19 protein-coding genes and 1 riboswitch are annotated in these 22,319 nt (G+C 64.3%); of the genes, 10 read left to right on the top strand and 9 right to left on the bottom strand.

Going from position 1 to position 22,319, the window contains the following annotated elements; all coding sequences use genetic code 11:
* Positions 1-133 precede the first annotated feature (133 nt).
* Both ligB and NTD88_RS18070 read left to right on the top strand, forming a co-directional pair.
* A complete protein-coding gene (ligB, locus tag NTD88_RS18075; RefSeq protein ID WP_262153844.1) occupies positions 134-1,807 on the top strand; it encodes an NAD-dependent DNA ligase LigB in 1,674 nt (557 codons plus the stop codon).
* Positions 1,808-1,862: 55 nt separating this feature from the next.
* Positions 1,863-2,258, top strand: a complete 396-nt coding sequence (locus NTD88_RS18070; RefSeq protein WP_095155879.1) for a DUF1090 domain-containing protein — start codon at positions 1,863-1,865, stop codon at positions 2,256-2,258.
* 60 nt (positions 2,259-2,318) lie between these two features.
* Here NTD88_RS18070 and NTD88_RS18065 read toward each other — a convergent pair whose 3' ends face one another.
* Positions 2,319-2,768, bottom strand: a complete 450-nt coding sequence (locus NTD88_RS18065) for a c-type cytochrome (RefSeq protein ID WP_095156111.1) — start codon at positions 2,766-2,768, stop codon at positions 2,319-2,321.
* 131 nt (positions 2,769-2,899) lie between these two features.
* Here NTD88_RS18065 and NTD88_RS18060 point away from each other — a divergent pair, with 131 nt between their 5' ends.
* Complete coding sequence (locus tag NTD88_RS18060) at positions 2,900-4,057, top strand: murein transglycosylase A (RefSeq protein WP_262153843.1); 1,158 nt, start codon at positions 2,900-2,902, stop codon at positions 4,055-4,057.
* 96 nt (positions 4,058-4,153) lie between these two features.
* Here NTD88_RS18060 and NTD88_RS18055 read toward each other — a convergent pair whose 3' ends face one another.
* Positions 4,154-4,540: an MAPEG family protein gene (locus tag NTD88_RS18055; protein ID WP_095155877.1), complete on the bottom strand. Its 387-nt coding sequence runs from the start codon at positions 4,538-4,540 to the stop codon at positions 4,154-4,156.
* 36 nt (positions 4,541-4,576) lie between these two features.
* Positions 4,577-5,410, bottom strand: a complete 834-nt coding sequence (locus tag NTD88_RS18050; protein WP_262129867.1) for a DMT family transporter — start codon at positions 5,408-5,410, stop codon at positions 4,577-4,579.
* A gap of 193 nt (positions 5,411-5,603) precedes the next feature.
* Between NTD88_RS18050 and NTD88_RS18045 the strand changes: the two genes are divergently transcribed.
* Entirely contained in the window at positions 5,604-6,845 is a 1,242-nt protein-coding gene (locus NTD88_RS18045) for a cation:proton antiporter (protein WP_262153842.1), read from the top strand.
* Between the two features lie 114 nt (positions 6,846-6,959).
* Here the strand turns inward: NTD88_RS18045 and NTD88_RS18040 are convergent, their stop codons facing one another.
* A complete protein-coding gene (locus NTD88_RS18040) occupies positions 6,960-7,361 on the bottom strand; it encodes an acyl-CoA thioesterase (RefSeq protein ID WP_095155874.1) in 402 nt (133 codons plus the stop codon).
* Between the two features lie 214 nt (positions 7,362-7,575).
* Positions 7,576-7,678: riboswitch (S-adenosyl-L-homocysteine riboswitch) on the top strand.
* A gap of 21 nt (positions 7,679-7,699) precedes the next feature.
* On the opposite strand from NTD88_RS18040, the gene ahcY reads away from it, so the two are divergent.
* From ahcY to NTD88_RS18020, 4 genes are all read left to right on the top strand, one after another.
* Entirely contained in the window at positions 7,700-9,109 is a 1,410-nt protein-coding gene (gene ahcY / locus NTD88_RS18035) for an adenosylhomocysteinase (protein WP_095155873.1), read from the top strand.
* A 108-nt stretch (positions 9,110-9,217) separates the two neighbouring features.
* Complete coding sequence (gene metF / locus NTD88_RS18030) at positions 9,218-10,063, top strand: methylenetetrahydrofolate reductase [NAD(P)H] (RefSeq protein ID WP_095155872.1); 846 nt, start codon at positions 9,218-9,220, stop codon at positions 10,061-10,063.
* A 94-nt stretch (positions 10,064-10,157) separates the two neighbouring features.
* Entirely contained in the window at positions 10,158-10,943 is a 786-nt protein-coding gene (locus NTD88_RS18025; protein WP_262129866.1) for a substrate-binding periplasmic protein, read from the top strand.
* Between the two features lie 222 nt (positions 10,944-11,165).
* Positions 11,166-13,055: a DEAD/DEAH box helicase gene (locus tag NTD88_RS18020; RefSeq protein WP_095155870.1), complete on the top strand. Its 1,890-nt coding sequence runs from the start codon at positions 11,166-11,168 to the stop codon at positions 13,053-13,055.
* Positions 13,056-13,116: 61 nt separating this feature from the next.
* Here the strand turns inward: NTD88_RS18020 and NTD88_RS18015 are convergent, their stop codons facing one another.
* The 3 genes from NTD88_RS18015 to NTD88_RS18005 form a co-directional block, all read right to left on the bottom strand.
* Entirely contained in the window at positions 13,117-13,695 is a 579-nt protein-coding gene (locus tag NTD88_RS18015; protein ID WP_095155869.1) for a YceI family protein, read from the bottom strand.
* 32 nt (positions 13,696-13,727) lie between these two features.
* Positions 13,728-14,279 carry a cytochrome b gene (locus NTD88_RS18010; RefSeq protein ID WP_175653882.1) on the bottom strand — a complete coding sequence of 184 codons (552 nt, stop codon included), beginning with the start codon at positions 14,277-14,279 and terminating at the stop codon, positions 13,728-13,730.
* A gap of 196 nt (positions 14,280-14,475) precedes the next feature.
* Positions 14,476-16,287 carry a flavin monoamine oxidase family protein gene (locus NTD88_RS18005; protein WP_262153841.1) on the bottom strand — a complete coding sequence of 604 codons (1,812 nt, stop codon included), beginning with the start codon at positions 16,285-16,287 and terminating at the stop codon, positions 14,476-14,478.
* A gap of 191 nt (positions 16,288-16,478) precedes the next feature.
* Here NTD88_RS18005 and NTD88_RS18000 point away from each other — a divergent pair, with 191 nt between their 5' ends.
* Positions 16,479-17,885, top strand: coding sequence for an adenosylmethionine--8-amino-7-oxononanoate transaminase (locus tag NTD88_RS18000; RefSeq protein ID WP_262153840.1), 1,407 nt, complete (start codon positions 16,479-16,481; stop codon positions 17,883-17,885).
* A gap of 128 nt (positions 17,886-18,013) precedes the next feature.
* Entirely contained in the window at positions 18,014-18,733 is a 720-nt protein-coding gene (locus NTD88_RS17995) for a 16S rRNA (uracil(1498)-N(3))-methyltransferase (protein WP_095155865.1), read from the top strand.
* Here the strand turns inward: NTD88_RS17995 and NTD88_RS17990 are convergent.
* The gene (locus NTD88_RS17990; RefSeq protein WP_095155864.1) at positions 18,730-19,188 is read right to left on the bottom strand and encodes a chemotaxis protein CheW; all 459 of its coding nucleotides are present in this window, start codon (positions 19,186-19,188) and stop codon (positions 18,730-18,732) included. The two genes, NTD88_RS17995 and NTD88_RS17990, sit on opposite strands and share 4 nt — an antisense overlap.
* Positions 19,181-22,319 (bottom strand): response regulator (locus tag NTD88_RS17985; RefSeq protein WP_262191741.1); only part of this gene is annotated, 3,139 nt, incomplete at its 5' end. The genes NTD88_RS17990 and NTD88_RS17985, both read right to left, overlap by 8 nt.

Genomic DNA, 22,319 nt, shown 5'->3' with positions numbered 1-22,319 from the left:
CGAGCGTTGCATCGCCGCGCCGCTTTCAAGCGGTTTCGCGGCGTAGAAACATGGCCTGACACACCGGGCCAAACACCTTGGGCACTCTATTCCTAGGCTGTGATTTCCATTCCGCCGAGCAAGGACGCTCGTCATGCCGTTGATCACCGCCCTGCTGTTGTTTTTCCTTTCCGTCCCGGCCTTCGCCCAGGCCTGTCCCGACTGGACCGGCAGCGTTGCCACCCGCCAGCTCACTGAACTGCGGGACCGCCTGGCCATCTGGGACGACCACTACCACCGCCTCGGTGTCTCGCTGGTCAGCGACGAACTGTACGACCAGCACCGCGCACGCCTGCACCGTCTGCAAGGCTGTTTCCCCGGCACCGATATCAACACCGCCAACCCGCTGGCCAGCGCGGCCGGCCCGATCCGCCATCCGGTGGCGCACACCGGCCTCGACAAGCTGGCGGACGAGAACGCCGTCGCGGCCTGGCTCAAAGGCCGGCAAGACGTGTGGGTCCAGCCCAAGGTCGATGGCGTAGCGGCGACGCTGATCTATCAGGGCGGCACACTGGTGCAACTGATCAGCCGCGGCGATGGCAGCACCGGTCATGACTGGAGCCGGCATATCCCCGTCCTCGACCCTGCCCTGCGCAACCTCGACGAAGCCCGCGACCTGACCCTGCAAGGCGAGCTGTTCTGGCGCCTGGACGGCCATGTCCAGGCCAGCGCCGGCAGCCTCAACGCGCGCAGCCGGGTCGCCGGCCTGCTGGCTCGGCATCAGGTCAGCGCCGAAGACGGGCGCAACCTGGGCCTGTTCATCTGGGCCTGGCCCGATGGCCCGCAAGATCCCCGTGAACGCCTCGCCCGGCTCACCGCCCTTGGCCTGCGCAACAGCGAAACCTACAGCCAGCCGGTCAACCGCCTCGAAGACGCCGTGCGCTGGCGCCAGCACTGGTATCGCTCGCCCCTGCCATTCGCCAGCGACGGAGTGGTGCTGCATCAGGCTCGGCAACCGCCGGCGGAACGCTGGCAGCCGCGGGCGTCGCACTGGAGCGCGGCGTGGAAATACCCGTTCGCCCAGGCCGTGGCCGATGTGCGGGACGTGCACTTCCGGGTTGGCCGAACCGGCCGCATCACCCCGGTCATCCAGCTCGAACCGGTGCGCCTCGACGACCGCCTGGTGCGCCAGGTCAGCGCCGGCTCGCTGCAACGCTGGCAGCAACTGGATATCCAGCCCGGCGACCAGATCACCCTCAGCCTCGCCGGGCTGACCATCCCGCGGATCGAAGCGGTCACCGAGCGCGGCCCCCGGCACAACAACGTGACACCGCCTGCGCTGGACACCTATCACCCGCTCAGTTGCTGGCAGCCAGACGTCGGCTGCCGCGAGCAGTTTCTCGAACGCCTGACCTGGCTGGCGGGCAAACAGGGGCTGAACATGCCAGGCGTCGGCCCCGGCACCTGGAACAAACTGCTCGACGCCGGTCGGCTGAACAGCCTTGCCGACTGGCTCGACCTGCAGCCGGACGACCTGCTGAGCATCAACGGCATCGCCGAACGCAGCAGCCAGCAGTTGCATACCGCCTTTGGCCAGGCACGCGCCCAGCCATTCAACCGCTGGGCCAGGGCGCTGGGGGTGCCGGCGCCGAAACAAACTAACCTGGGCGATTCCTGGGCGGTACTGGCCTCACGCAGCGCCGCGCAATGGCAACAGGAGCCGGGTATCGGGCCGCTGCGCGCGGGGCAACTGGTGGCGTTCTTCAACGATCCGCAGGTCAGGAAGCTCGCCGTTCGTCTGGCCGAACATGCAATCGAGGGTTTCTAAATCCCGTGGATCAGGGCAGCATCACGGGTTCTGCTTGCCCGACGACGGAGCTTTTATGAAATCGATTTCCCCGCTTGCCCTGTTCACCCTCTGCGCTGTACTCGCGGCCCCTGTGCTGGCCGCCGAAGAACAGCCGGGCCTGACCGGATGCGCCGCCAAGCAGCAGGCCATCAGCGTCCAGATCGAACAGGCCCGCAGCCACGGCAACGCCGAGCAGCAAGCCGGGCTGGAAAAGGCCCTGAGCGAAGTGAAGGCCAACTGCACCGACGCCGGCCTGCGCAAAGAGCGCGAAAAGAAAGTTCTCGACGCCCGCCACGAAGTCTCCCAGCGCACGAAAGACCTGGACAAGGCCATGAAGAAAGGCGACTCGGAGAAAATCAACAAGCGCAAGGACAAACTGGCCGAAGCCAATAAGGAACTGCAGAACGCGCTGCAGGAACTGGAGAAGTAAGGCGGTTCTTCAGGCATCGCGACGGTTCGGCACCCGCCGAACCGTCGCGATCACTGTTTCTCAGTGATTCCTGAACTCGGTATGACACGCCTTGCAAGCCGCCTCGACCTTGTCCATCGGCGCCTGCAACTGCGCGGCCTGCAACGGCTGAACCCGGGTGACGGTCACAAGCTCGGCCGTCGTCGCTTCGAGTTGCCGCGCCAGTTCCTCGAACCGCGCCTGCTTCTCCCAGACATCCGCCCGGGCGCTGGTATCATCCGTTTCCTTGACCTGCGGAAAATGTTTCCACGGCTCACGGGACAGCCCGTCGAGCTTGACCGCGCCATCGGCGAATTTCTGCCCGTCGAAGGTCACGCGCCCGCGCAACATGCCGCCCATGTCCTCGCTGGTCTTGAGCATCTGCTTGAAGATGGCCTTGCGCTGGCCCAGCGGCGAATTCGGATCGACCCCGCCACAGGCGGTCAGGGTCAGGCAGGCCAGGAGTACAACGGAACAACGCTTGAGCATCATGGTCATCAACGGCTCACGGTAAAAAAGGCGGCCAGTATCCTCGCCTCACCGGCAAAGACCAATACCCCCAAGAAAACTACGGGTTGGACAACGGCCCTCGCGCCCGCACGACCCGCAAAGGAAATACCCGCATGAATATTCCCCTGCGCCGCCTCGGCTGGACCCTCTCCCTGTTCGCCCTGCTCGCCGGCTGCAACGGCGGCGCCCCGGAAAAATCCAAACCGCACCCGGTCGCCACCTACACCCACGCCACCTGGCAAGACCTGCCGAGCGTCGCCGAAGCCGATCTGGTGGCCGGCTTCGAAGCCTGGCGCAGCGCCTGCCAGCGCCTCAAGAACGACCCGGCCTGGGGCCCGACCTGCGCCGCAGCGGCCAACGTCCCGGCGGATGCCCGGCAGATCCGCGACTTCCTCGGTAATCAGTTGGAGGTCTACAGCCTGCGCTCGGCGGAAAACAACGCCAGCGGCCTGATCACCGGCTACTACGAGCCGGTCTATCCCGGCAGCGAAACCCGCACCGAGCGCGCCAACGTGCCGGTATACGGCATCCCCGACGACCTGATCGTGGTGGCGCTGGATAGCGTCTATCCCGAACTCAAGGGCAAGCGCCTGCGGGGCCGCCTCGAAGGCCGCACCCTCAAGCCCTACGACACTGCCGAAGTGATCCAGCGCCAGGGCGTGAAAGCGCCGGTCGTGGCCTGGCTGACTGACCCGATGGACCTGCAATTCCTGCAGATCCAGGGCTCGGGCCGCGTCCAGCTCGATAACGGCCGGCAACTGCGCCTGGGCTACGCCGACCAGAACGGCCATCCTTATCGTCCGGTGGGCCGCTGGCTGGTTGAGCAGGGTCAATTGAACAAAGAAGACGTGACCATGGGCGCCATCCACGCCTGGGCCCAGGCCAACCCGACGCGGGTGCCGGAATTGCTGGCGAGCAACCCCAGCTACGTGTTCTTCAGCACCCGTCCGGACAGCAATGAAGGCCCGCGCGGTTCGCTTAACGTACCGCTGACCGCAGGCTATAGCGTGGCGATTGACCGCAAGGTGATCCCGCTGGGCAGCCTGCTCTGGCTGTCCACCACCCGTCCCGACGGCAGCCCGGTGGTACGTCCGGTGGCGGCGCAGGACACGGGCGGCGCAATCGCCGGTGAAGTGCGCGCGGACCTGTTCTGGGGAACGGGCGAAGCGGCCGGCAAGCTGGCGGGGGACATGAAGCAGCAGGGGCAGATCTGGTTGCTGTGGCCGAAGGGGATGGCCTTGCCGGCGGTGCCGCAGACCGAGGCCAAGTAAGCAGTAGTTTATGGGGGCCTCATCGCCGGCAAGCCGGCTCCCACGGGGTCGTGTGTAACCTGTGGGCGCTGGCTTGCCAGCGATGAGGCCCTGAAATCAGGCCGAAACCACAAAGAAACTGATGATCAACCCAACCCCGGCAAACCACACCACCGACCGCAGCGCCGCCCAGTCCGCCAGGTAGCAGATGATGTAAAGCAGGCGGCTGGTGATGAACAGCACCGCCAGCACATCCTGGGTGACCTGCTCGGCATTGCCGACAACGTCGGCGATCAGCACCGCCGCGATGAACGCCGGCAAAATCTCGAAGCTGTTCATCTGCGCCGCGTGCGCCCGGCGCGGCCAGCCTTCGAGGTTGTCGAGGAAGGCCCGGGGATCATGGTTGTGGCGCAGGTTGAAACGCCCGCTGCCGAACTTGGCGACGCTCGTACACAGGTACGGCAGGCACAGGGCGATCAATACACACCAGAAAGCAACAGTCATGGTTCAGTCCTTGTCAAAATCGAAATTCGCGCCGGCTCAGAGCTTCATCACCAGCATGCCGATCAGCACCAGCGCACACGCTAAGAGCCTGGGCCCACCGAAAGGTTCTTTGAGGTAGCGCATGCCCAGCAGCACCACCAGGATCACACTGACCTCGCGCAGCGCCGCCGCTTCGGCCACCGACCCGAGGTGCATCGCCCAGAGCACCAGAGCGTAGCTGAGCAATACGCAGACACCCACCGCCAGGCCAAGCTTCCATTGGGTTCGCCAGAACAGCACGAACGGCGCGCGCCGCGACACGCTCGCCAGCAGCGGAAATGGCAGGGAGCACGCCAGCGTCAGCCACACCAGATAATCCAGCGGTTGCGACCAGCGTCGGATCGCCTGGCCGTCGAGCCAGGTGTAGCAGCCGATGCACAGGCCGATCAACGCCACCACCGGCAGCATCGACCACGGCAGGCGATCGCCGCCGCCCCCGCGCCAGAGCAGGCAGGCCATGCCGCACGGAATCAGCAGGATGCCGATGATCTGCTGGCTGCTCAGGTCTTCGCCGGCGAATACCAGCGTCAGCGCCAGCACCACCAACGGCGACAAGCCGCGCATCAGCGGATAGACCAGGCCAAGGTCACCCACTCGATACGCCTTGATCAGCAGGATCCGGTAAACCAGCTCGAACCCCGCCGACGCCAGCAGCCATGGCCAGATATCCGCCGGCGGCAACTGGACGAAACCGACCATCACCAGCGCAAACACTAGGGCTACGGTATCCATGCTGGCGATCACCAGAAGGCGCTCGCCGCTGAATTTGATCAGGGTATTCCAGGTTGCATGCAGCAGTGCCGCGACCAGCACCAGTGAAGTCGCTACCACGTCTCGATTCCTTCGCCATCTGCGGACAGGGTCCGTAACCGGACGGCGAAGTTTCAACCAGCGGCAACAAAACAGCCAGCGCGCTGTCAATGGCGACATTGAAAAAAACTGTGTCCCGAAACGGTCAAAAGGCCATCAAAGTCTTTGCCCGCCTCGTTCGGGCACCGACTTGGAAGCCAATACAGGACCTAGGATGCTTGAGTTAGTTGCCGCGTTTATCTGCCTTACCACCCTCCTCACTTATGTGAATTACCGCTTTATCGGCCTGCCGCCCGCCATCGGCGTCATGGTCACCGCCCTGCTGTTCTCCCTGATGCTCCAGGCCCTGAGCCTGGTCGGTTACCCGGGTCTGGAAGAACGCGTCGAAGGCCTGATGAACCAAATCGACTTCAACGACCTGTTGATGCACTGGATGCTATCGTTCCTGCTGTTCGCCGGCGCCCTGCACGTCAACCTTGCCGACCTGCGCAGCTACCGCTGGCCGATCGGCCTGCTGGCCACCCTCGGCGTACTGATCGCCACAACCGTGATCGGCTTTCTCGCGCACTGGGTGTTCGCCTTGTTCGGCTGGAACGTCAGCCTGATCTACTGCCTGCTGTTCGGCGCCCTGATCTCGCCCACCGACCCAATTGCCGTGCTCGGCGCGCTGCGTACCGCCAATGCCTCGAAACCGCTGAAAACCACCATCGTTGGTGAATCGCTGTTCAACGACGGCACCGCGGTGGTGGTGTTCACCGTGTTGCTGGGCATCGTCCAGCTCGGCGAAACCCCGAGCGTCTCGGAAACCGCGATGCTGTTCGTTCGTGAAGCGATTGGCGGCGTGGTCTTCGGCGGCATCATCGGCTACGCCACCTACCGCATGATCAAGAGCATCGAGCAGTACCAGGTCGAGGTGATGCTGACCCTGGCGCTGGTCATCGGCGGCTCGGCGATGTGCTACGAACTGCACGTCTCGGCGCCGATCGCCATGGTGGTGGCCGGTCTGATCATCGGCAACATGGGCCGCAACCTGGCCATGAACGACATGACCCGGCGCTACATGGACGGTTTCTGGGAACTGATCGACGACATGCTCAACGCCCTGCTGTTCGCCCTGATCGGCCTGGAGCTGTTGCTGCTGCCGTTCAACTGGATGCACCTGGCGGCCGGCAGCGTGCTGGCGGTGGCGGTGCTGCTGTCGCGCCTGCTGACCGTGGCCCCGGCGATCGTCCTGCTGCGGCGCTGGCGCAGCGTGCCGAAAGGCACCGTGCGGGTACTGACCTGGGGTGGTTTGCGGGGCGGGGTGTCGGTGGCCCTGGCACTGTCGCTGCCAATGGGCGATGAGCGTGACCTGCTGCTGTCGATCACCTACATCGTGGTGCTGTCGTCGATCCTGGTGCAGGGCTTGACGGTCGGGCGGGTGGTGCGGGGCGTCAGCGAACACCCGGCGACCTGACGTCCAGGCCTGCTTGGCAGGCCATCGCGAACAAGCTCGCTCCTACAGTTGATTGCGCATTCTGTAGAAGCGAGCTCGTCGGGGCGCCGAACCGTCGCGATGCCCAAGAGTCAATCACTCAACGGCGCTGTCCGGGAACTGGTCCTCGATGTACTTGATCTCGGTCCGTCCATGCGCTGCCGGCAAGCCGTCATCGCCCAGATTGACGAACACCATGCGCTCGACGGTAAGCACCGCCTTGCGGGTGATCTTGTTGCGGACTTCGCACTTGAGGGTGATCGAGGTACGGCCGAACTCGGTGGCGGTGATGCCCAGTTCGATGATGTCACCCTGGCGCGAGGCGCTGACGAAGTTGATTTCGGAGATGTACTTGGTCACCACGCGCTGGTTGCCCAGCTGGACGATCGCGTAGATCGCCGCCTCTTCGTCGATCCAGCGCAGCAAGCTGCCACCGAACAGGGTGCCATTGGGGTTGAGGTCTTCGGGTTTTACCCATTTGCGGGTGTGAAAATTCATGCGTGCTCCTACCGGCCTGGCATGTGAAGCAGGGCCACCGAGGCCCTGCCACTACATGGTAGCCCCATTCTTTGGACGCAAACCATCGCCGGCATACGACCATCCGCCAGTCGTCGGTCGCACGCGACGCTTTGGCCCTTGGGCGCGCGCGAAAGCCCGGCTATAATCCCCGCGTTTTTCGGCGATGGTCCCCCGCGACCGTCGCTCCCGCCACCCGACCGAGGGGCGCTGCAGCAGGTTGACCCTGTCAGGCTCGGTCGGGGCGTTGTCCGCACGCTGCATCGCGGACCCTTAACGCACAACGGCGCCCATTCGCACACTACGAATGGAGGCTCTTCATGAGCGCTGTAAACACGCCTGCAGGTTTTAACGATTTCAAAGTCGCCGACATCTCCCTGGCCGCCTGGGGCCGTCGCGAAACCATCATCGCCGAGTCGGAAATGCCTGCGCTGATGGGCCTGCGCCGCAAGTACCAGGAAGAGCAGCCACTCAAGGGCGCGAAAATCCTCGGCTGCATCCACATGACCATCCAGACCGCCGTGCTGATCGAAACCCTGGTTGCCCTGGGTGCCGAAGTGCGCTGGTCGTCCTGCAACATCTTCTCCACCCAGGACCAGGCCGCTGCCGCCATCGCCGCCGCCGGTATCCCGGTGTTCGCCTGGAAAGGTGAAACCGAGCAGGAATACGAGTGGTGCATCGAGCAGACCATCCTCAAGGACGGTCAGCCGTGGGACGCCAACATGATCCTCGACGACGGCGGCGACCTGACCGAAATCCTGCACAAGAAATACCCGGCGATGCTGGACAAGATCCACGGCGTCACCGAAGAAACCACCACCGGCGTACACCGCCTGCTGGATATGCTGGCCAAGGGCGAGCTGAAAATCCCGGCAATCAACGTCAACGACTCGGTCACCAAGAGCAAGAACGACAACAAGTACGGCTGCCGTCACAGCCTGAACGATGCCATCAAGCGCGGCACCGACCACCTGCTGTCGGGCAAGCAAGCCCTGGTGATCGGCTACGGTGACGTGGGCAAGGGCTCGGCCCAGTCGCTGCGTCAGGAAGGCATGATCGTCAAGGTCACCGAAGTCGACCCGATCTGCGCCATGCAAGCCTGCATGGACGGTTTCGAACTGGTTTCGCCGTTCATCGACGGCATCAATGACGGCACCGAAGCCAGCATCGACGCGGCCCTGCTGGGCAAGATCGACCTGATCGTCACCACCACCGGTAACGTCAACGTCTGCGACGCCAACATGCTCAAGGCCCTGAAGAAGCGCGCCGTGGTCTGCAACATCGGTCACTTCGACAACGAGATCGACACCGCTTTCATGCGCAAGAACTGGGCATGGGAAGAGGTCAAGCCGCAGGTCCACAAGATCCACCGTACCGGCAATGGCGACTTCGATCCGCAGAACGATGACTACCTGATCCTGCTGGCCGAAGGCCGTCTGGTGAACCTGGGCAACGCCACTGGTCACCCAAGCCGGATCATGGACGGCTCGTTCGCCAACCAGGTCCTGGCACAGATCTTCCTGTTCGACCAGAAGTTCGCCGACCTGAACGCTGCTCAGAAAGCCGAGCGCCTGACGGTTGAAGTCCTGCCGAAGAAACTCGACGAAGAAGTGGCCCTGGAAATGGTTCGCGGCTTCGGCGGCGTGATCACCCAACTGACCCCGAAACAGGCCGAGTACATCGGCGTGTCCGTTGAAGGTCCATTCAAGCCACACGCCTACCGCTACTAACAGCAGCTACAAGCTACGATCTGCACGTTTCAGGCAACGACGGCCTTGCGCCGCTCTTGCCTGACACTGCAGCTCGCAGCTTGAGGCTTGCGGCTGAAGGAAATTCAAATGACTCAGGAACGCCGTTACAGCTTCGAGTTCTTCCCGACCAAGACCGACGCTGGACATGAAAAACTGCTCGCCACCGCTCGCACGCTGGCCAGCTACAACCCGGATTTCTTTTCCTGCACCTACGGGGCCGGCGGATCGACCCGCGACCGCACCCTGAATACCGTGCTGCAACTGGAAAACGAAGTGAAGGTCCCGGCCGCACCGCACCTGTCCTGTGTCGGTGACAGCAAGGAAGAGCTGCGCAACCTGCTCGTCCAGTACAAGGACGCCGGCATCAAGCGCATCGTCGCCCTGCGCGGCGACCTGCCTTCGGGCATGGGCATGGCCAGCGGTGAACTGCGCTACGCCAACGACCTGGTCGAGTTCATCCGCCAGGAAAGCGGTGATCATTTCCACATCGAAGTGGCCGCCTACCCGGAGATGCATCCGCAGGCACGCAGCTTCGAAGACGATCTGATCAACTTCGTGCGCAAAGCCAACGCCGGCGCCGACAGCGCCATCACCCAGTATTTCTTCAACGCCGACAGCTACTTCTACTTCGTCGAGCGCGTGGAAAAACTGGGCGTGAAGATCCCGGTCGTACCAGGGATCATGCCGATCACCAACTACAGCAAGCTGGCCCGGTTCTCCGACGCCTGCGGCGCCGAGCTGCCACGCTGGATCCGCAAGCAACTGGAAGCCTACGGCGACGACGCCAAGAGCATCCAGTCGTTCGGTGAAGAAGTCATCAGCCGCATGTGCGAACAACTGCTGCAAGGCGGCGCACCGGGTCTGCACTTCTACACGCTGAACCAGGCCGAACCGAGCCTGGCGATCTGGAACAATCTCAAGCTGCCGCGTTGATCGATCCGGCGATGGTGTCCGTAAATTCCGGCGCCATCGCCACTCCAGGCTTTCTGCACTCGCTTTCGCGCGATGCATCCCGTATACAGCCACCATGCCCTATCTCGCCCGCCTGCTGACCGTCCTGCTACTGAGCTGCATGAGCCTGCTGGCCCATGCCGAGCGGCTGCGTATCGTCACGGATCCGTGGGCGCCCTATGCCTACGAGGAAAACGGCCAGCCCAAGGGCATCGACTACGAAGTCACCGCCGAAGTGTTCAAGCGCCTGGGTGTCGAGGTGGACTGGCAATTCATGCCGTGGCGGCGCTGCATGCTGATGGTCGACCAGGGTCTGGCCGACGGCGTGCTGGATATTTTTCAGAACGCGCAACGCAGTAGCCAGCTGTTCTACCCCAACGAACCGCTGTCGGAAGTCGAATTCGTGCTGTTCCAGGCCAACGACCGGCCGCATGCGGTCAACAGCCTCGACGACCTGCGCGACCTCACCGTCGGCACCTCCGCCGGCTATGACTACGGCAAGGCGTTTCTGGAGTCGCCGCTGTTTCGCCGCGAAGCCGCACCGACCCAGGAAGCCAACTTCGGCAAGCTGCAACGCGGACGCATCGACCTGGTGATCACCGACCGCCGCGTCGGGCGCCATGTGCTTGCCCAACTGGGCCTGGAACAGCACGTCAGCGAGTTGCCGCTGGTCATCGACCGCCAGCGCCAGTACCTCGCGGTACGCCGCAACGCCGGCATGGACCTGCTGGCCCAGCGCTTCGCCGCGGAGCTTCGGCGCTTCAAGCAGGAGCCGGCCTACGCCGAGCTGCATGCGCGCTACGGCCATGTCACGGCGGGCATTACAAAAACCGTTGAGCAGCAGGAACGCAGCACTCCCTGATTGCTCTGTTATACTCCGGCCTTCCCGCCAGGCTTACGCCCGGACGCTCGGCCTTACAAAAGGCATCCCGACCGGTAAAACAGCGAGGCCCAAAGCCCGCTCACCGCTCCCGGATGCGCATTGAAGACCCTGCAGGACCGGACGCGACAGCATCCCTCGATGCCCCTCGCGCCAGGCAAGATCATCCCATAGGGCCCAGCCCCCAATAGAACAGGATTTCTCATGTCCTTTGCTTCCCTCGGTCTCTCCGAGGCTCTAGTCCGCGCTATTGAGGCTGCGGGCTACACCCAGCCTACTCCGGTGCAACAGCGGGCCATTCCCGCCGCGTTGCAAGGTCGCGACCTGATGGTTGCGGCGCAGACAGGTACTGGTAAAACCGGCGGTTTCGCCTTGCCGATCCTCGAGCGTCTGTTTCCCGGTGGTCACCCGGACAAGTCCCAGCGTCATGGCCCGCGCCAGCCGCGCGTACTGGTCCTGACCCCGACCCGCGAACTGGCCGCCCAGGTCCACGACAGCTTCAAGACCTACGCCCGTGACCTGAAATTCGTCAGCGCCTGCATCTTCGGCGGCGTTGGCATGAACCCGCAGGTCCAGGCCATGTCCCGCGGTGTTGACGTGCTGGTGGCCTGCCCGGGTCGCCTGCTCGACCTCGCCGGCCAAGGCAGCGTCGACCTCAGCCACGTTGAAACGCTGGTGCTGGACGAAGCCGACCGCATGCTCGACATGGGCTTCATCCACGATGTGAAGAAAGTCCTTGCCCGCCTGCCGGCCAAGCGCCAGAACCTGCTGTTCTCGGCGACCTTCTCCAAAGACATCACCGACCTCGCCGACAAGCTGCTGCACAACCCCGAGCGCATCGAGGTCACGCCGCCGAACACCACCGTCGAGCGTATCGAACAACGCGTCTACCGCCTGCCGTCCAGCCACAAGCGCGCCCTGCTCGCTCACCTGATCACCGCTGGCGCCTGGGAACAGGTCCTGGTGTTCACCCGTACCAAGCACGGCGCCAACCGCCTGGCCGAGTACCTGGAAAAGCACGGCCTGACCGCCGCCGCGATCCACGGCAACAAGAGCCAGAACGCCCGCACCAAAGCCCTGGCCGACTTCAAGGCCGGCACCGTGCGGATCCTGGTCGCAACCGACATCGCCGCCCGCGGCCTGGACATCGACCAGTTGCCTCACGTGGTCAACTTCGAGCTGCCCAACGTCGAGGAAGACTACGTTCACCGTATCGGCCGTACCGGCCGTGCCGGACGCTCCGGCGAAGCGATCTCGCTGGTCGCGCCTGATGAAGAGAAGCTGCTCAAGAGCATCGAACGCGTCACGCGTCAGCGCATCCCGGATGGCGACCTGCTGGGCTTCGATTTCTCCGCCGTCGAGGCCGAGAAGCCGGAAACCCGCGAGCCACGCCCGCAGAACAACCAGCGCCGTGGTCAGCGCGCCGACGGCAGCAATGCCGGGGGCCGCAAGGACAAGGGCAAGGATAAAGGCAAGGAAAAGGACAAACCGGCCGGTGACAAGCCTGCCGAGAAAGCCGCTGGCGGTCGTCAAGAGCGCAAGCCACGCGATCAGAAGCCACGCCAGCCCCAGACTGCCAAGGCTGCTGCACCGTCGACAGCCAACTCGGGAAACCGTGATCCGGAAGTCTTCCTGGATGACGACGTCGACAACTTCGGTAACCGCGCCGACTACGTCAGCCCTTACCAAGGCAAAGGCGGCCAGGGCCGCAACCGTCGTCCGGGCGCACCCGCCAGCGCCGGCACCGCAGGTAGCGGCCAGCCACGCGCCAATGCACCCCGCAGCAATGGCGCCGCTCCACGCGGCGACAAAGCGGCTGGCGGCGAGAAACGTGGTGGTGGTCCGCGCACCGGTGGTGGTGCCCGTGATGGCCAGCCACGTCGCGAAGGCAGCAACAACCGCAACCGTCGCCCGGCCCGCGAAGATCGCCAGGAACCGGCCGTACGCAGCCCGCGTGAAGAGCAGCCGCAACAGCAGCCGAAGATCATGCACAAGGAATCGAAGGTCGACCGTTTCCCGTCGATCGAACAGCTCGAGCAACTGCCGAGCCGTCCTCGTGGTGAGAAACCGGCGCTGCTGACCCGCAATCGCTGAGTCAACGCCGTAAACGAAAACGCCGCCCCAAGGGGCGGCGTTTTTGTTGGCGCAGCGGAAATTACTTCTGCTTCACGCCTTCAACGGAGATGTCCAGGTCCAGGGTCTGGGAAGACGGGCCTGGGCCTTTGATGCCGAAGTCGTTCAGGTTCAGGGTGGTGGTAGCGTTGAAACCTGCACGCTCGCCGCCCCATGGATCCTTGCCTTCGCCGTTGAACACTGCCTTGAACACGACTGGCTTGGTCACGCCGTGCAGGGTCAGGTCGCCGGTCACGTCAGCGGTTTTCTCGCCGGTCGATTTGACTGCGGTAGAGACGAACTTGGCTTCCGGGAATTTGCTGACGTCCAGGAAGTCCTTGCTGGCGATGTGCTTGTCACGTTCAGCGTGGTTGGACCAGACGCTGGCGGTCTTCAGGTCGACAGCGATCTTGCTCGCTTCAGGCTTGGCGGCATCCCAGGAGAACGAACCGTCGAACTCCTTGAAGGTGCCGAGGATGAAGCTGTAGCCCAGGTGGCTGATCTTCCAGTTGACGAATGCGTGCTGGCCTTCCTTGTCGATCTTGTAATCGGCGGCCATGGCCTGACCAGCCGAGAGCAGAGCGGTACCGAGCGCCAGAGCGGCAAAAGTCTTCTTCAACATACTTTCTATTCCTTTGGAGTGGAGGTTGAACATCAAGCCTTGCGGCCCAGCATGCGCACCAGGGTCGCGTCACGGTCGATAAAGTGGTGTTTTAGAGCAGCCAGCCCGTGCAGGCCGGCGAAAATCACCAGACCCCAGGCCAGATAGAAGTGGATCGCACCGGCGATATCGGCCTGATCAGGCAGGCCGGAAACGAGCGCCGGAACTTCGAACAAGCCGAATACCGGGATCCCCGCGCCTTCAGCGGTGGAGATCAGGTAACCGGCGATCAACACGCCGAACAGGCCAACGTAGAGCAGCATGTGGCCAGCTTTGGCGGCGAAACGGGTGAAAGCGTCATGGGTGGCCGGGGCAGGAGGCGGCGGGCTGACAAAGCGCCACAGCACCCGCAGCAGCATCAGCGCCAGCACAGTCAGACCGATGCCTTTATGCAGTTCAGGCGCGGTATGGCGCCAGGAGCTGTAGTAATCCAGCCCGACCATCCAAAGGCCCAGCCCGAACAGACCGAACACCGCCAGGGCAACACCCCAGTGCAGGACAATGCTGATCAGACCGTAACGAGAAGATGAATTGCGAAGCTGCATTTGCCTGGTTCCCCGTAAGAATTGCTACCAAGACTAACCGGATATCTATCGAATGAAAGCGGAAAATTTCGCTTTGAACTATCGGAAAAATCGATACTTAGTCTGCAACAGGGGCGTTAAGGAAACATTAACGCCAGGGGAAGGACTGTAGCTGATGTGAGCCGTGGGAGCGGGCGCTCCCACGGATAAAGGCTTGTCAGCCCGCCTTGGCCTGGGTATTGGAGGCCGGCTTCTTCGCCGGCTCCTTTTTGGCTTCGGTCTTTTTCGCAGGAGTTGGCGCGGGTTTCTTCACTGGCGCCGCCTTGGCCTCGGCCTTCTTCGCCGGCGCATGGGCGGCCGGAGCGGCCTTGGCTGGCGCGGCTTTCACCGGTGCGGCCTTGGCCGGCTCTTCCTTGGCAACGGGTGCAACGGCTGCCGGCGCGGCAGGCGCAGGCGCTGCTGCCGGAGCCGGTGCGGCTGCCGGTTCGACCGCCTTGGCGGTTTCAGGGGCCGCAGCAGGCTTGTCATCACCGCCACCGAACAGGCGCGAGAAGAAGCCGCCGCCGCCATCTTTCTCTTTCTTCGCGGCGACCGCTGCGGCAGCCGTTCCCGCCGCGGCAGTGGCGGCAACCGATTTGACCGGATCGAACGACTTGCCCGCCGCCAGATCACGCACCTGGGTGGCGGCACGCTGGCCGCTACGTAATGCGCCTTCCAGGGTGCCCGGGTACAGCGAATCGGTGTGTTCGCCGGCAAAGGCGACGCGTTGCACCGGACGCTCCCACAGGCGCCAGTATTTGCTGATCTGCCCCGGGCCATAGGCCAGGTACGAACCGCCAGTACCGACGTCGGTGCTGTAGCGGCGCACTTCATAACCGGTGAAGGCGCCACGCGCCTGTGGATAGAACGCATGCAGGCGGATCAGCACCTGATCGACCATCTGCTTGTCGCCAAACGCCTGCAGCAGGCGGGCGTTGTCGCCCGAAAGGTTGATCACCACATTGGCGCCACCTTTCAGCGCGGGCTCGATCCACAGCATGCCGAGGCCGGTGTTGCTGAAAATCTCGCCGGACATACGCGCGCGGCTTTCCCAGACCGGGGTCTTGAACTTCAGCAGCAACTGGTCACGCCAGCCGTAGTTGGTACCTTTGAGCGCGGCCAGGTGCAGGCTGTCCAGGCCCGGGGTCATCTGGATCTTCGACAGGGCACGCAGCGGCACGGCCAGCACCAGGTAATCGGCCTGGTAGCCGACACCGCCGACCTTGACGGTCACGCCGTCCTTGTCCTGGCTGATGGCGGTCACCGGCGAGCTGGTCTTGATGGTTTTCAACTGTTTGACGAAGGCCTGGGCCAGCACCGGGCTGCCGCCTGGGAGGCGGGCGGCGCGCAGGTCGCGGTCGCTGACGCCGCGATAGACGCGGTTCTGCTGAGCGAAGTAGAGCAGCGACAGGCGCGACGGCTCGTCATAACGGGTACGAATCTGCTGGTTGACCAGTTGCCGCGCGGTGGCCGGCAGTTGCAGCTTGTCCAGCCAGGTGGAAACGTTGATCTGGTCGAGGGCGAACAGGGTGCTGTTGGCCGCCGGGTTTTCCGGGTCGCTGATGGACGCAGCGAGGTCGTCGACGGTCTTCTCGTAGCGTTTGAGCGCCTCGGCGGTGGCCGGTTGCTTGGTGGTCAGGTCGGCGGCACTGAAATACTCGCCGTCGATCAGGTAGCCCGGAGTCCGCACGAATTCCGGGGCGGGCAAGGTGGTGAGCTTGAAGCTGTCCAGGTACTCATTGAGCACCGGCTGGACCTTGCTGTTGGCGATCCATTCGCTGGTGGCCAGGCCCGAACGCCCGCCAATGCTGGACTTGGCTTCCAGCAAGGTGACCTGCCAGCCCTTGTTCTGCAGCTCGTACGCCGCGGTCAGGCCCGCCAGTCCGCCGCCGACCACGATGGCCGTAGGGGTCTTCGCCGCCGCCATCGCCCCCGCGCTGAACAGCCCAATAAACACCAGCGCGCAGCCGCGCAGCCAACCAGCAGACATGTGTCGAACTCCGGATCAAAGGCAGAAAAAGGTGGGGAAGAACGCCCCGGGCAGATGCCGTGCAGGATACGTCACCCCGACCATGCCCGCCAGCAAGGGTCCGGCCGATTGGTCGCCACGGGTTGTGGTGGCCGGGCGCTTTGCATAGGCTTGCGCGGATGTCCGCAACCCGTGCCGCCAGGAGAATGCCAATGGGCCTTAATCAACAGTGGATGCAGCGTGACCTCAAGGTCCTCTGGCACCCCTGCACCCAGATGAAAGACCACGAGCAACTGCCGCTGATCCCCATCAAGCGCGGCGAAGGGGTGTGGCTCGAAGACTTCGAAGGCAAGCGCTACCTGGACGCGGTCAGCTCCTGGTGGGTCAACGTGTTCGGCCACGCCAACCCGCGCATCAACCAGCGCATCAAGGATCAGGTCGACCAACTGGAGCACGTGATCCTCGCAGGCTTCAGCCACCAGCCGGTGATCGAGCTGTCCGAGCGCCTGGTCAAGCTCACCCCGGAAGGGCTGACCCGGTGCTTCTACGCCGATAACGGTTCGTCCTGCATCGAAGTGGCGCTGAAAATGAGCTTCCACTACTGGCTGAACAAGGGTCGCCCGGAGAAGAAACGCTTCGTCACCCTGAGCAACAGCTACCACGGCGAGACCATCGCCGCGATGTCCGTGGGCGACGTGCCGCTGTTCACCGAAACCTACAAGGCGCTGCTGCTCGACACCTTCAAGGTGCCAAGCCCCGACTGCTACCTGCGCCCCGAGGGCGTGAGCTGGGAAGACCACTCGCGCACGATGTTCGCCGCCATGGAGCAGACCCTGGCCGAGCACCACGACAGCATCGCCGCAGTGATCGTCGAACCGCTGATCCAGGGCGCCGGCGGCATGCGCATGTACCACCCGGTGTACCTCAAGCTGCTGCGCGAGGCCTGCGATCGCTATGAAGTGCACCTGATCCACGACGAGATCGCCGTGGGCTTCGGCCGCACCGGCACCATGTTCGCCTGCGAGCAGGCCGGCATCCGCCCGGACTTCCTCTGCCTGTCCAAGGCCCTGACCGGCGGTTACCTGCCGCTGGCCGCGTGCCTGACCACCGACGATGTCTACGGTGCGTTCTACGACGACTACTCGACCCTGCGCGCCTTCCTGCATTCCCACAGCTACACCGGCAACCCGCTGGCCTGCGCCGCGGCGTTGGCGACCCTGGACATCTTCGAACAGGACAACGTGATCGAAGCCAACAAGGCCCTTTCCCAGCGCATGGCCAGTGCCACCGCCCATCTGGTGGACCACCCGCATGTGGCCGAAGTACGCCAGACCGGCATGGCCCTGGCGATCGAGATGGTCCAGGACAAGGCCAGCAAGACCGCCTATCCGTGGCAGGAGCGCCGCGGCCTGAAAGTCTTCGAACACGCCCTGACCCGCGGCGCGCTGCTGCGTCCGCTGGGTAGCGTGGTGTATTTCCTGCCGCCGTACGTGATCACCCCGGAGCAGATCGACTTCCTGGCTGACGTGGCCAGTGAAGGGATCGACCTGGCGACGCGGAACAGTGTGAGCGTGGCGGTGCCGGCCAATTTCCATCCTGATTTCCGCGATCCGGGTTGATCCTGATCGTTTTTCGCCCGTGAGGGCCTCATCGCGAGCAAGCTCGCTCCTACAGTTTGCCGATCGTTTGTAGGAGCGAGCTTGCTCGCGAAGGCCCTGACACCTCAATTCTGTAACCGAGCCCGACCATGAGACTCTCCCGCTTTTTCATCGACGCCCCGCTCAGCCTCGGCGAACACGATCTACCTGAAACCCAGGCCCACTACATCGGCCGCGTGCTGCGCATGGCCGTCGGCGATGCCGTGCAACTGTTCGACGGCAGCGGCCAGGAATACCTCGGCCAACTGCTCGAAGTCGGCAAGAAAACCGTGCGCGTCAGCCTCACCGAAGCCCTCCCCGGCCAGGCCGAATCTTCGCTGCACATCCACCTCGGCCAGGGTCTGTCCCGTGGCGAGCGGATGGACTGGGCGATACAGAAAGCCACCGAACTGGGCGTCAATGTGATCACGCCGATCGTCAGCGAACGCTGCGAAGTGCGCCTGAAAGACGAGCGCGCCGACAAGCGCCTGGCCCACTGGCGCCAGGTGGCGATCAGCGCCTGTGAACAGTGCGGGCGCTCCAGCGTGCCGCGGATCAACCCGCCGCTCACCCTGACCGAATGGCTGGCCAGTAGCGACGAGCAACTCAAGCTGGTCCTGCACCCGGTGGCCGAGCCGCTGGTCAGCCATGCCCGGCCGGACAGCCTGGCGTTTCTGATCGGCCCGGAAGGCGGTTTGTCCGAGGCGGAAGTCGATCAGGCCAAGGCCGCCGGCTTCCACGCCGCGCGCCTCGGCCCACGGGTGCTGCGCACCGAAACCGCGCCGGTGGTGGCGCTGGCGGTGGCGCAGCAACTCTGGGGTGATTTCTAAACGGGCGGCAGCAGCCGTTCCAGACCGACCAGATCCGGCACCCGGGCGACTTGCTCGCCCACCTGCACCGCCGCCAGCTCCAGTTCGCTGAGCGGCACGTCGACGTAGTTGAGCTGGCTGTCGAGCTTGCAGGACCGTGGAATGCCCTGCACCAGCAAGGCGAAGAAGCTGCGCTGGGCGCCGCCGAGGGCATTGAGCACGACAATCCGCGCGCGCTCGCCGACCTGGGTCTGGCCACCGCAGGCGGCCTCGAAACTCAGCAACGGCAGACGCTGGCTGCGCCAGTCGATCCAGCCCAGCAGCCAGGCCGGCTCATCGGGCGCCGGGGTGCAGGCCTGGTAGCCGATCAGTTCAGCCACCGCCACGTTGGGCAGCACCAGGCAGCGGTCGCTCAACGGCAGCAACAGCCCGGTCAGGCTGCTGCGACGGCCGTTTCGGGCTCCTTGTTCAAGCATGGGAATGGCTCCAGCGGGCGATGCTCTGCAATAGCACCGATTCCTGGTACGGCTTGCCCAGGTAGTCGTTGACGCCAATCGCCATGGCCCGGTCGCGGTGCTTCTGGCCGGTCCGCGAGGTGATCATGATGATCGGCAGGTTCTTCAGTTTCGGGTCATGGCGGACCTGGGTCGCCACTTCGAAGCCGTCCATCCGCGGCATTTCGATATCCAGCAGCAACACGTCGGGTCGGTGCTCCTGCAGCACGGCCATGGCGTCGACACCGTCCTTGGCGGTCAGCACGTTCATGCCGTGACGCTCAAGCAGGCGCCCGGTGACCTTGCGCACCGTCACCGAATCGTCCACCACCAGCACTAACAGTGGCCGCGCCGGACCACCGAGCAGCGCCACATTGGCGTGGCGCGTGGTGGTGTCGGCCTGCCGCGACAAGCGCAGGTGCAAGGCGCGCAACTGTTCCAGCAGATCGAGGATCAACACCACCCGACCGTCGCCCAGCAGCGTCGCTCCGGCCAGGCCCTGCACCGCGGCGAACTGCGGGCCGAGGCTCTTGACCACGATTTCGCGGCTGGCCGAGAGGCTGTCCACCTGCACCGCGAACTGCTGGTCATGGGCCTGCACCAGCAGCACCGGCAACGGCAGGCTCTGGCCCAACAGACGCGGCTGTCGCTCGCCTTGCAGCAATTCACCGAGGTAGCGCAATTCGTAGCGATGCCCGGCGTATTCGTAGCGCGGCGGGTCGAGTTGGTAGCAGGCCTCCAGCTCCGCCGGCGGCACCCGCACCACGCCATCGATGGCATTGAGCGGCAGCGCGTACTGTTCCTCGCCGCAATGCACCATCAGCGCGCGGTTGACCGAGACGGTGAACGGCAGGCGAATCAGGAAACGCGCGCCCTTGCCGGGCACCGAGCTGATAACCATCGAGCCGCCAAGCTGCTTGACCTCTTCATGGACCACGTCCATGCCCAGCCCGCGCCCGGAAATCTGGGTGATTTTCTCAGCGGTGGAAAAACCAGGCTGCAGGATGAACTGCATCACTTCGTGATCGCTGAGTTCGCTGTCCGGCGCCAGCAGGCCACGCTTGATGGCCTTGGTGCGCACCGCTTCCAGCGGCACCCCGGCGCCGTCGTCAAACATTTCGATAACGATGTCGGCGCCTTCGTGCAGCAGGTTCAGGGCGATCATCCCCAATTCCGGCTTGCCCGCCGCCAGCCGCGCTTCGCGGCTTTCCAGACCGTGGTCGACGGCGTTGCGCAGCATGTGTTCCAACGGCGCGACCATGCGTTCCAGCACGCTGCGGTCCATTTCGCCCTCGGCGTTGCCCACCACCAGTTCGACCTGCTTGCCCAGCTCGCTGGCAACCTGGCGCACCACCCGTTGCAAACGCGGCACCAGCCGCTCGAACGGCACCATGCGCGTGCGCATCAGACCTTCCTGCAACTCGCTGTTGACCCGCGCCTGCTGCTGCAACAGGCCCTGCGCCGTCTGGTTGCGCACGGTCAGGGTTTCTTTCAGGTCGAGCAGGTCGGAGGCCGACTCCGACAGCGCCCGGGACAACTGCTGCAACTGCGAATGGCGGTCCATTTCCAGCGGGTCGAAGTCTTCGTAGCCCAGCGCATCGCCTTCGGCCTGCAGACGGCTGAGGATGCCGCCCTGGGTTTCGGTGTCGAGCCGGCGCAACTGATCGCGCATGCGCTCCAGGGTGGTTTCCATTTCATTCAGGGCCACCTGCGCATCGTTGACCTGCTGTTCCAGGCGACCACGGGCGATGGAGGTTTCGGCGGCCAGGTTGCCAAGGTCGTCGAGCAGCTCGGCGTTGACCTTGACCACATCCAGCGCCGCTCGCTCTGGCGCCGGGGCCGGTGCTTCGGCCGGCGTCGCATCGTTGCCCGGTGCGGCAGCGGCGCTGTCGCTCAGGGCCGCGCTGCTGAAGTTGCGGATGTAGTCGATCAGCGCGGTGGCCGCATGCAGCGGCTGTTGCAGGCGCACCGCGTCGAGCATGTGCGCCAGCCGGTCGTGGCAGTTCTGCAACAGGCTGAACAGCGCCGGACTGGGCTGGAGCTGGCCGGCGGCAAGGTGTTCGTAGAGGAATTCGAGTTCGTGGGCGAGGTCGCCGATGGGCGCGATTTCCACCATCCGCGCGCCGCCCTTGAGGGTGTGCAGGTCGCGCAGGAGGTTTTCCACTTCGACGCTGTTGCGCGGGTCGGCCTGCCAGCGGGTCAGCGCCGCGGCGGCGCTTTCAACGATATCCACGCCTTCTTCGAGGAAGACTTCCAGCAGTTCCTTGTCGCCTTCCTGCGCCACCTGAGCGCCGGGTTTGGCAGCGCCGGCCTGGGGCACCGCGTTGTGGCGGAATTCGCGCAGCCCGGCGAGGGTTTCCACCACCGACTCCAGCGGCTGGCCCTGGCTGATTTGCGCCAGCATCCGCGCCAACAGCGCGTGGCTGCCGCGCAATAAACCGCTCAACGACGGTGAAGGGCTGTAGCGTCGGTCGACCAGCCCTTCGTAAAGCAATTCCAGTTCATGGGCGAGCACATCCAGCGCGCCGATGCCGGCCATCTGCGCGCCGCCCTTGAGGGTTTGCAGGTCGCGTTGCAACGAGGAGAGCGCCGAGGCGTTTTCCGGGTCTTGCAGCCAGCGCGCCAGCGCCTGGTCGGCGCTGTCGAGGACGTCGATGGCTTCTTCGAGGAAAAGCTCCACCAGCTCGCTGTCATCCGCCTGACTGGTCAGTTCGCGGGTGACGCTGCCCAGTTCGGCGATGCTCGCCGGTCCATCGCCGTGGCTGCGCACCAGGCCCATGGCGCCGGGATCGAGCCCTTCTTCCAACAGCGCGCGCAGCGCATGCAGTCGCTCCGGGCAAGGCTCCACCTCCTGGCCTGCGGCGATCTGGTCGAGCATGTCGATCAGCGCTTCATGAGCGTGCTGCGCCTCCTCGAAGAAGCGCGCATCGGCCGCCAGGCTGCTCTCTTCCACCGCACCGTAAAGATCCAGCAGCGCTTCGCAAAGCTCATCGACCTGCCACAAGTTGGCCAGATGAGCGCTCTGGCCGAGGGTGGTCAGTTCATCGAGCAGCGAGCTGAGTTCGTGGCGCTCGCCGGGGTGCTCTTGCCAGCGCTGCAACAACGACTCCGCG

Origin of the sequence: Pseudomonas sp. 20P_3.2_Bac5 (assembly GCF_025466035.1) — a bacterium.
Classification (GTDB): domain Bacteria; phylum Pseudomonadota; class Gammaproteobacteria; order Pseudomonadales; family Pseudomonadaceae; genus Aquipseudomonas.
The sequence above is the reverse complement of the archived record's forward strand: the minus strand, read 5'-3'. Positions and strand labels throughout refer to the sequence as shown.

Excerpts from the sequence above, each read along its gene's own strand:
- ligB (WP_262153844.1), top strand. The coding sequence starts at position 134 with ATGCCGTTGATCACCGCCCTGCTGTTGTTTTTCCTTTCCGTCCCGGCC.
- NTD88_RS18070 (WP_095155879.1), top strand. The coding sequence starts at position 1,863 with ATGAAATCGATTTCCCCGCTTGCCCTGTTCACCCTCTGCGCTGTACTC.
- NTD88_RS18065 (WP_095156111.1), bottom strand. The coding sequence starts at position 2,768 with ATGATGCTCAAGCGTTGTTCCGTTGTACTCCTGGCCTGCCTGACCCTG.
- NTD88_RS18060 (WP_262153843.1), top strand. The coding sequence starts at position 2,900 with ATGAATATTCCCCTGCGCCGCCTCGGCTGGACCCTCTCCCTGTTCGCC.
- NTD88_RS18055 (WP_095155877.1), bottom strand. The coding sequence starts at position 4,540 with ATGACTGTTGCTTTCTGGTGTGTATTGATCGCCCTGTGCCTGCCGTAC.
- NTD88_RS18045 (WP_262153842.1), top strand. The coding sequence starts at position 5,604 with ATGCTTGAGTTAGTTGCCGCGTTTATCTGCCTTACCACCCTCCTCACT.
- NTD88_RS18040 (WP_095155874.1), bottom strand. The coding sequence starts at position 7,361 with ATGAATTTTCACACCCGCAAATGGGTAAAACCCGAAGACCTCAACCCC.
- ahcY (WP_095155873.1), top strand. The coding sequence starts at position 7,700 with ATGAGCGCTGTAAACACGCCTGCAGGTTTTAACGATTTCAAAGTCGCC.
- metF (WP_095155872.1), top strand. The coding sequence starts at position 9,218 with ATGACTCAGGAACGCCGTTACAGCTTCGAGTTCTTCCCGACCAAGACC.
- NTD88_RS18025 (WP_262129866.1), top strand. The coding sequence starts at position 10,158 with ATGCCCTATCTCGCCCGCCTGCTGACCGTCCTGCTACTGAGCTGCATG.
- NTD88_RS18020 (WP_095155870.1), top strand. The coding sequence starts at position 11,166 with ATGTCCTTTGCTTCCCTCGGTCTCTCCGAGGCTCTAGTCCGCGCTATT.
- NTD88_RS18015 (WP_095155869.1), bottom strand. The coding sequence starts at position 13,695 with ATGTTGAAGAAGACTTTTGCCGCTCTGGCGCTCGGTACCGCTCTGCTC.
- NTD88_RS18010 (WP_175653882.1), bottom strand. The coding sequence starts at position 14,279 with ATGCAGCTTCGCAATTCATCTTCTCGTTACGGTCTGATCAGCATTGTC.
- NTD88_RS18005 (WP_262153841.1), bottom strand. The coding sequence starts at position 16,287 with ATGTCTGCTGGTTGGCTGCGCGGCTGCGCGCTGGTGTTTATTGGGCTG.
- NTD88_RS18000 (WP_262153840.1), top strand. The coding sequence starts at position 16,479 with ATGGGCCTTAATCAACAGTGGATGCAGCGTGACCTCAAGGTCCTCTGG.
- NTD88_RS17995 (WP_095155865.1), top strand. The coding sequence starts at position 18,014 with ATGAGACTCTCCCGCTTTTTCATCGACGCCCCGCTCAGCCTCGGCGAA.
- NTD88_RS17990 (WP_095155864.1), bottom strand. The coding sequence starts at position 19,188 with ATGCTTGAACAAGGAGCCCGAAACGGCCGTCGCAGCAGCCTGACCGGG.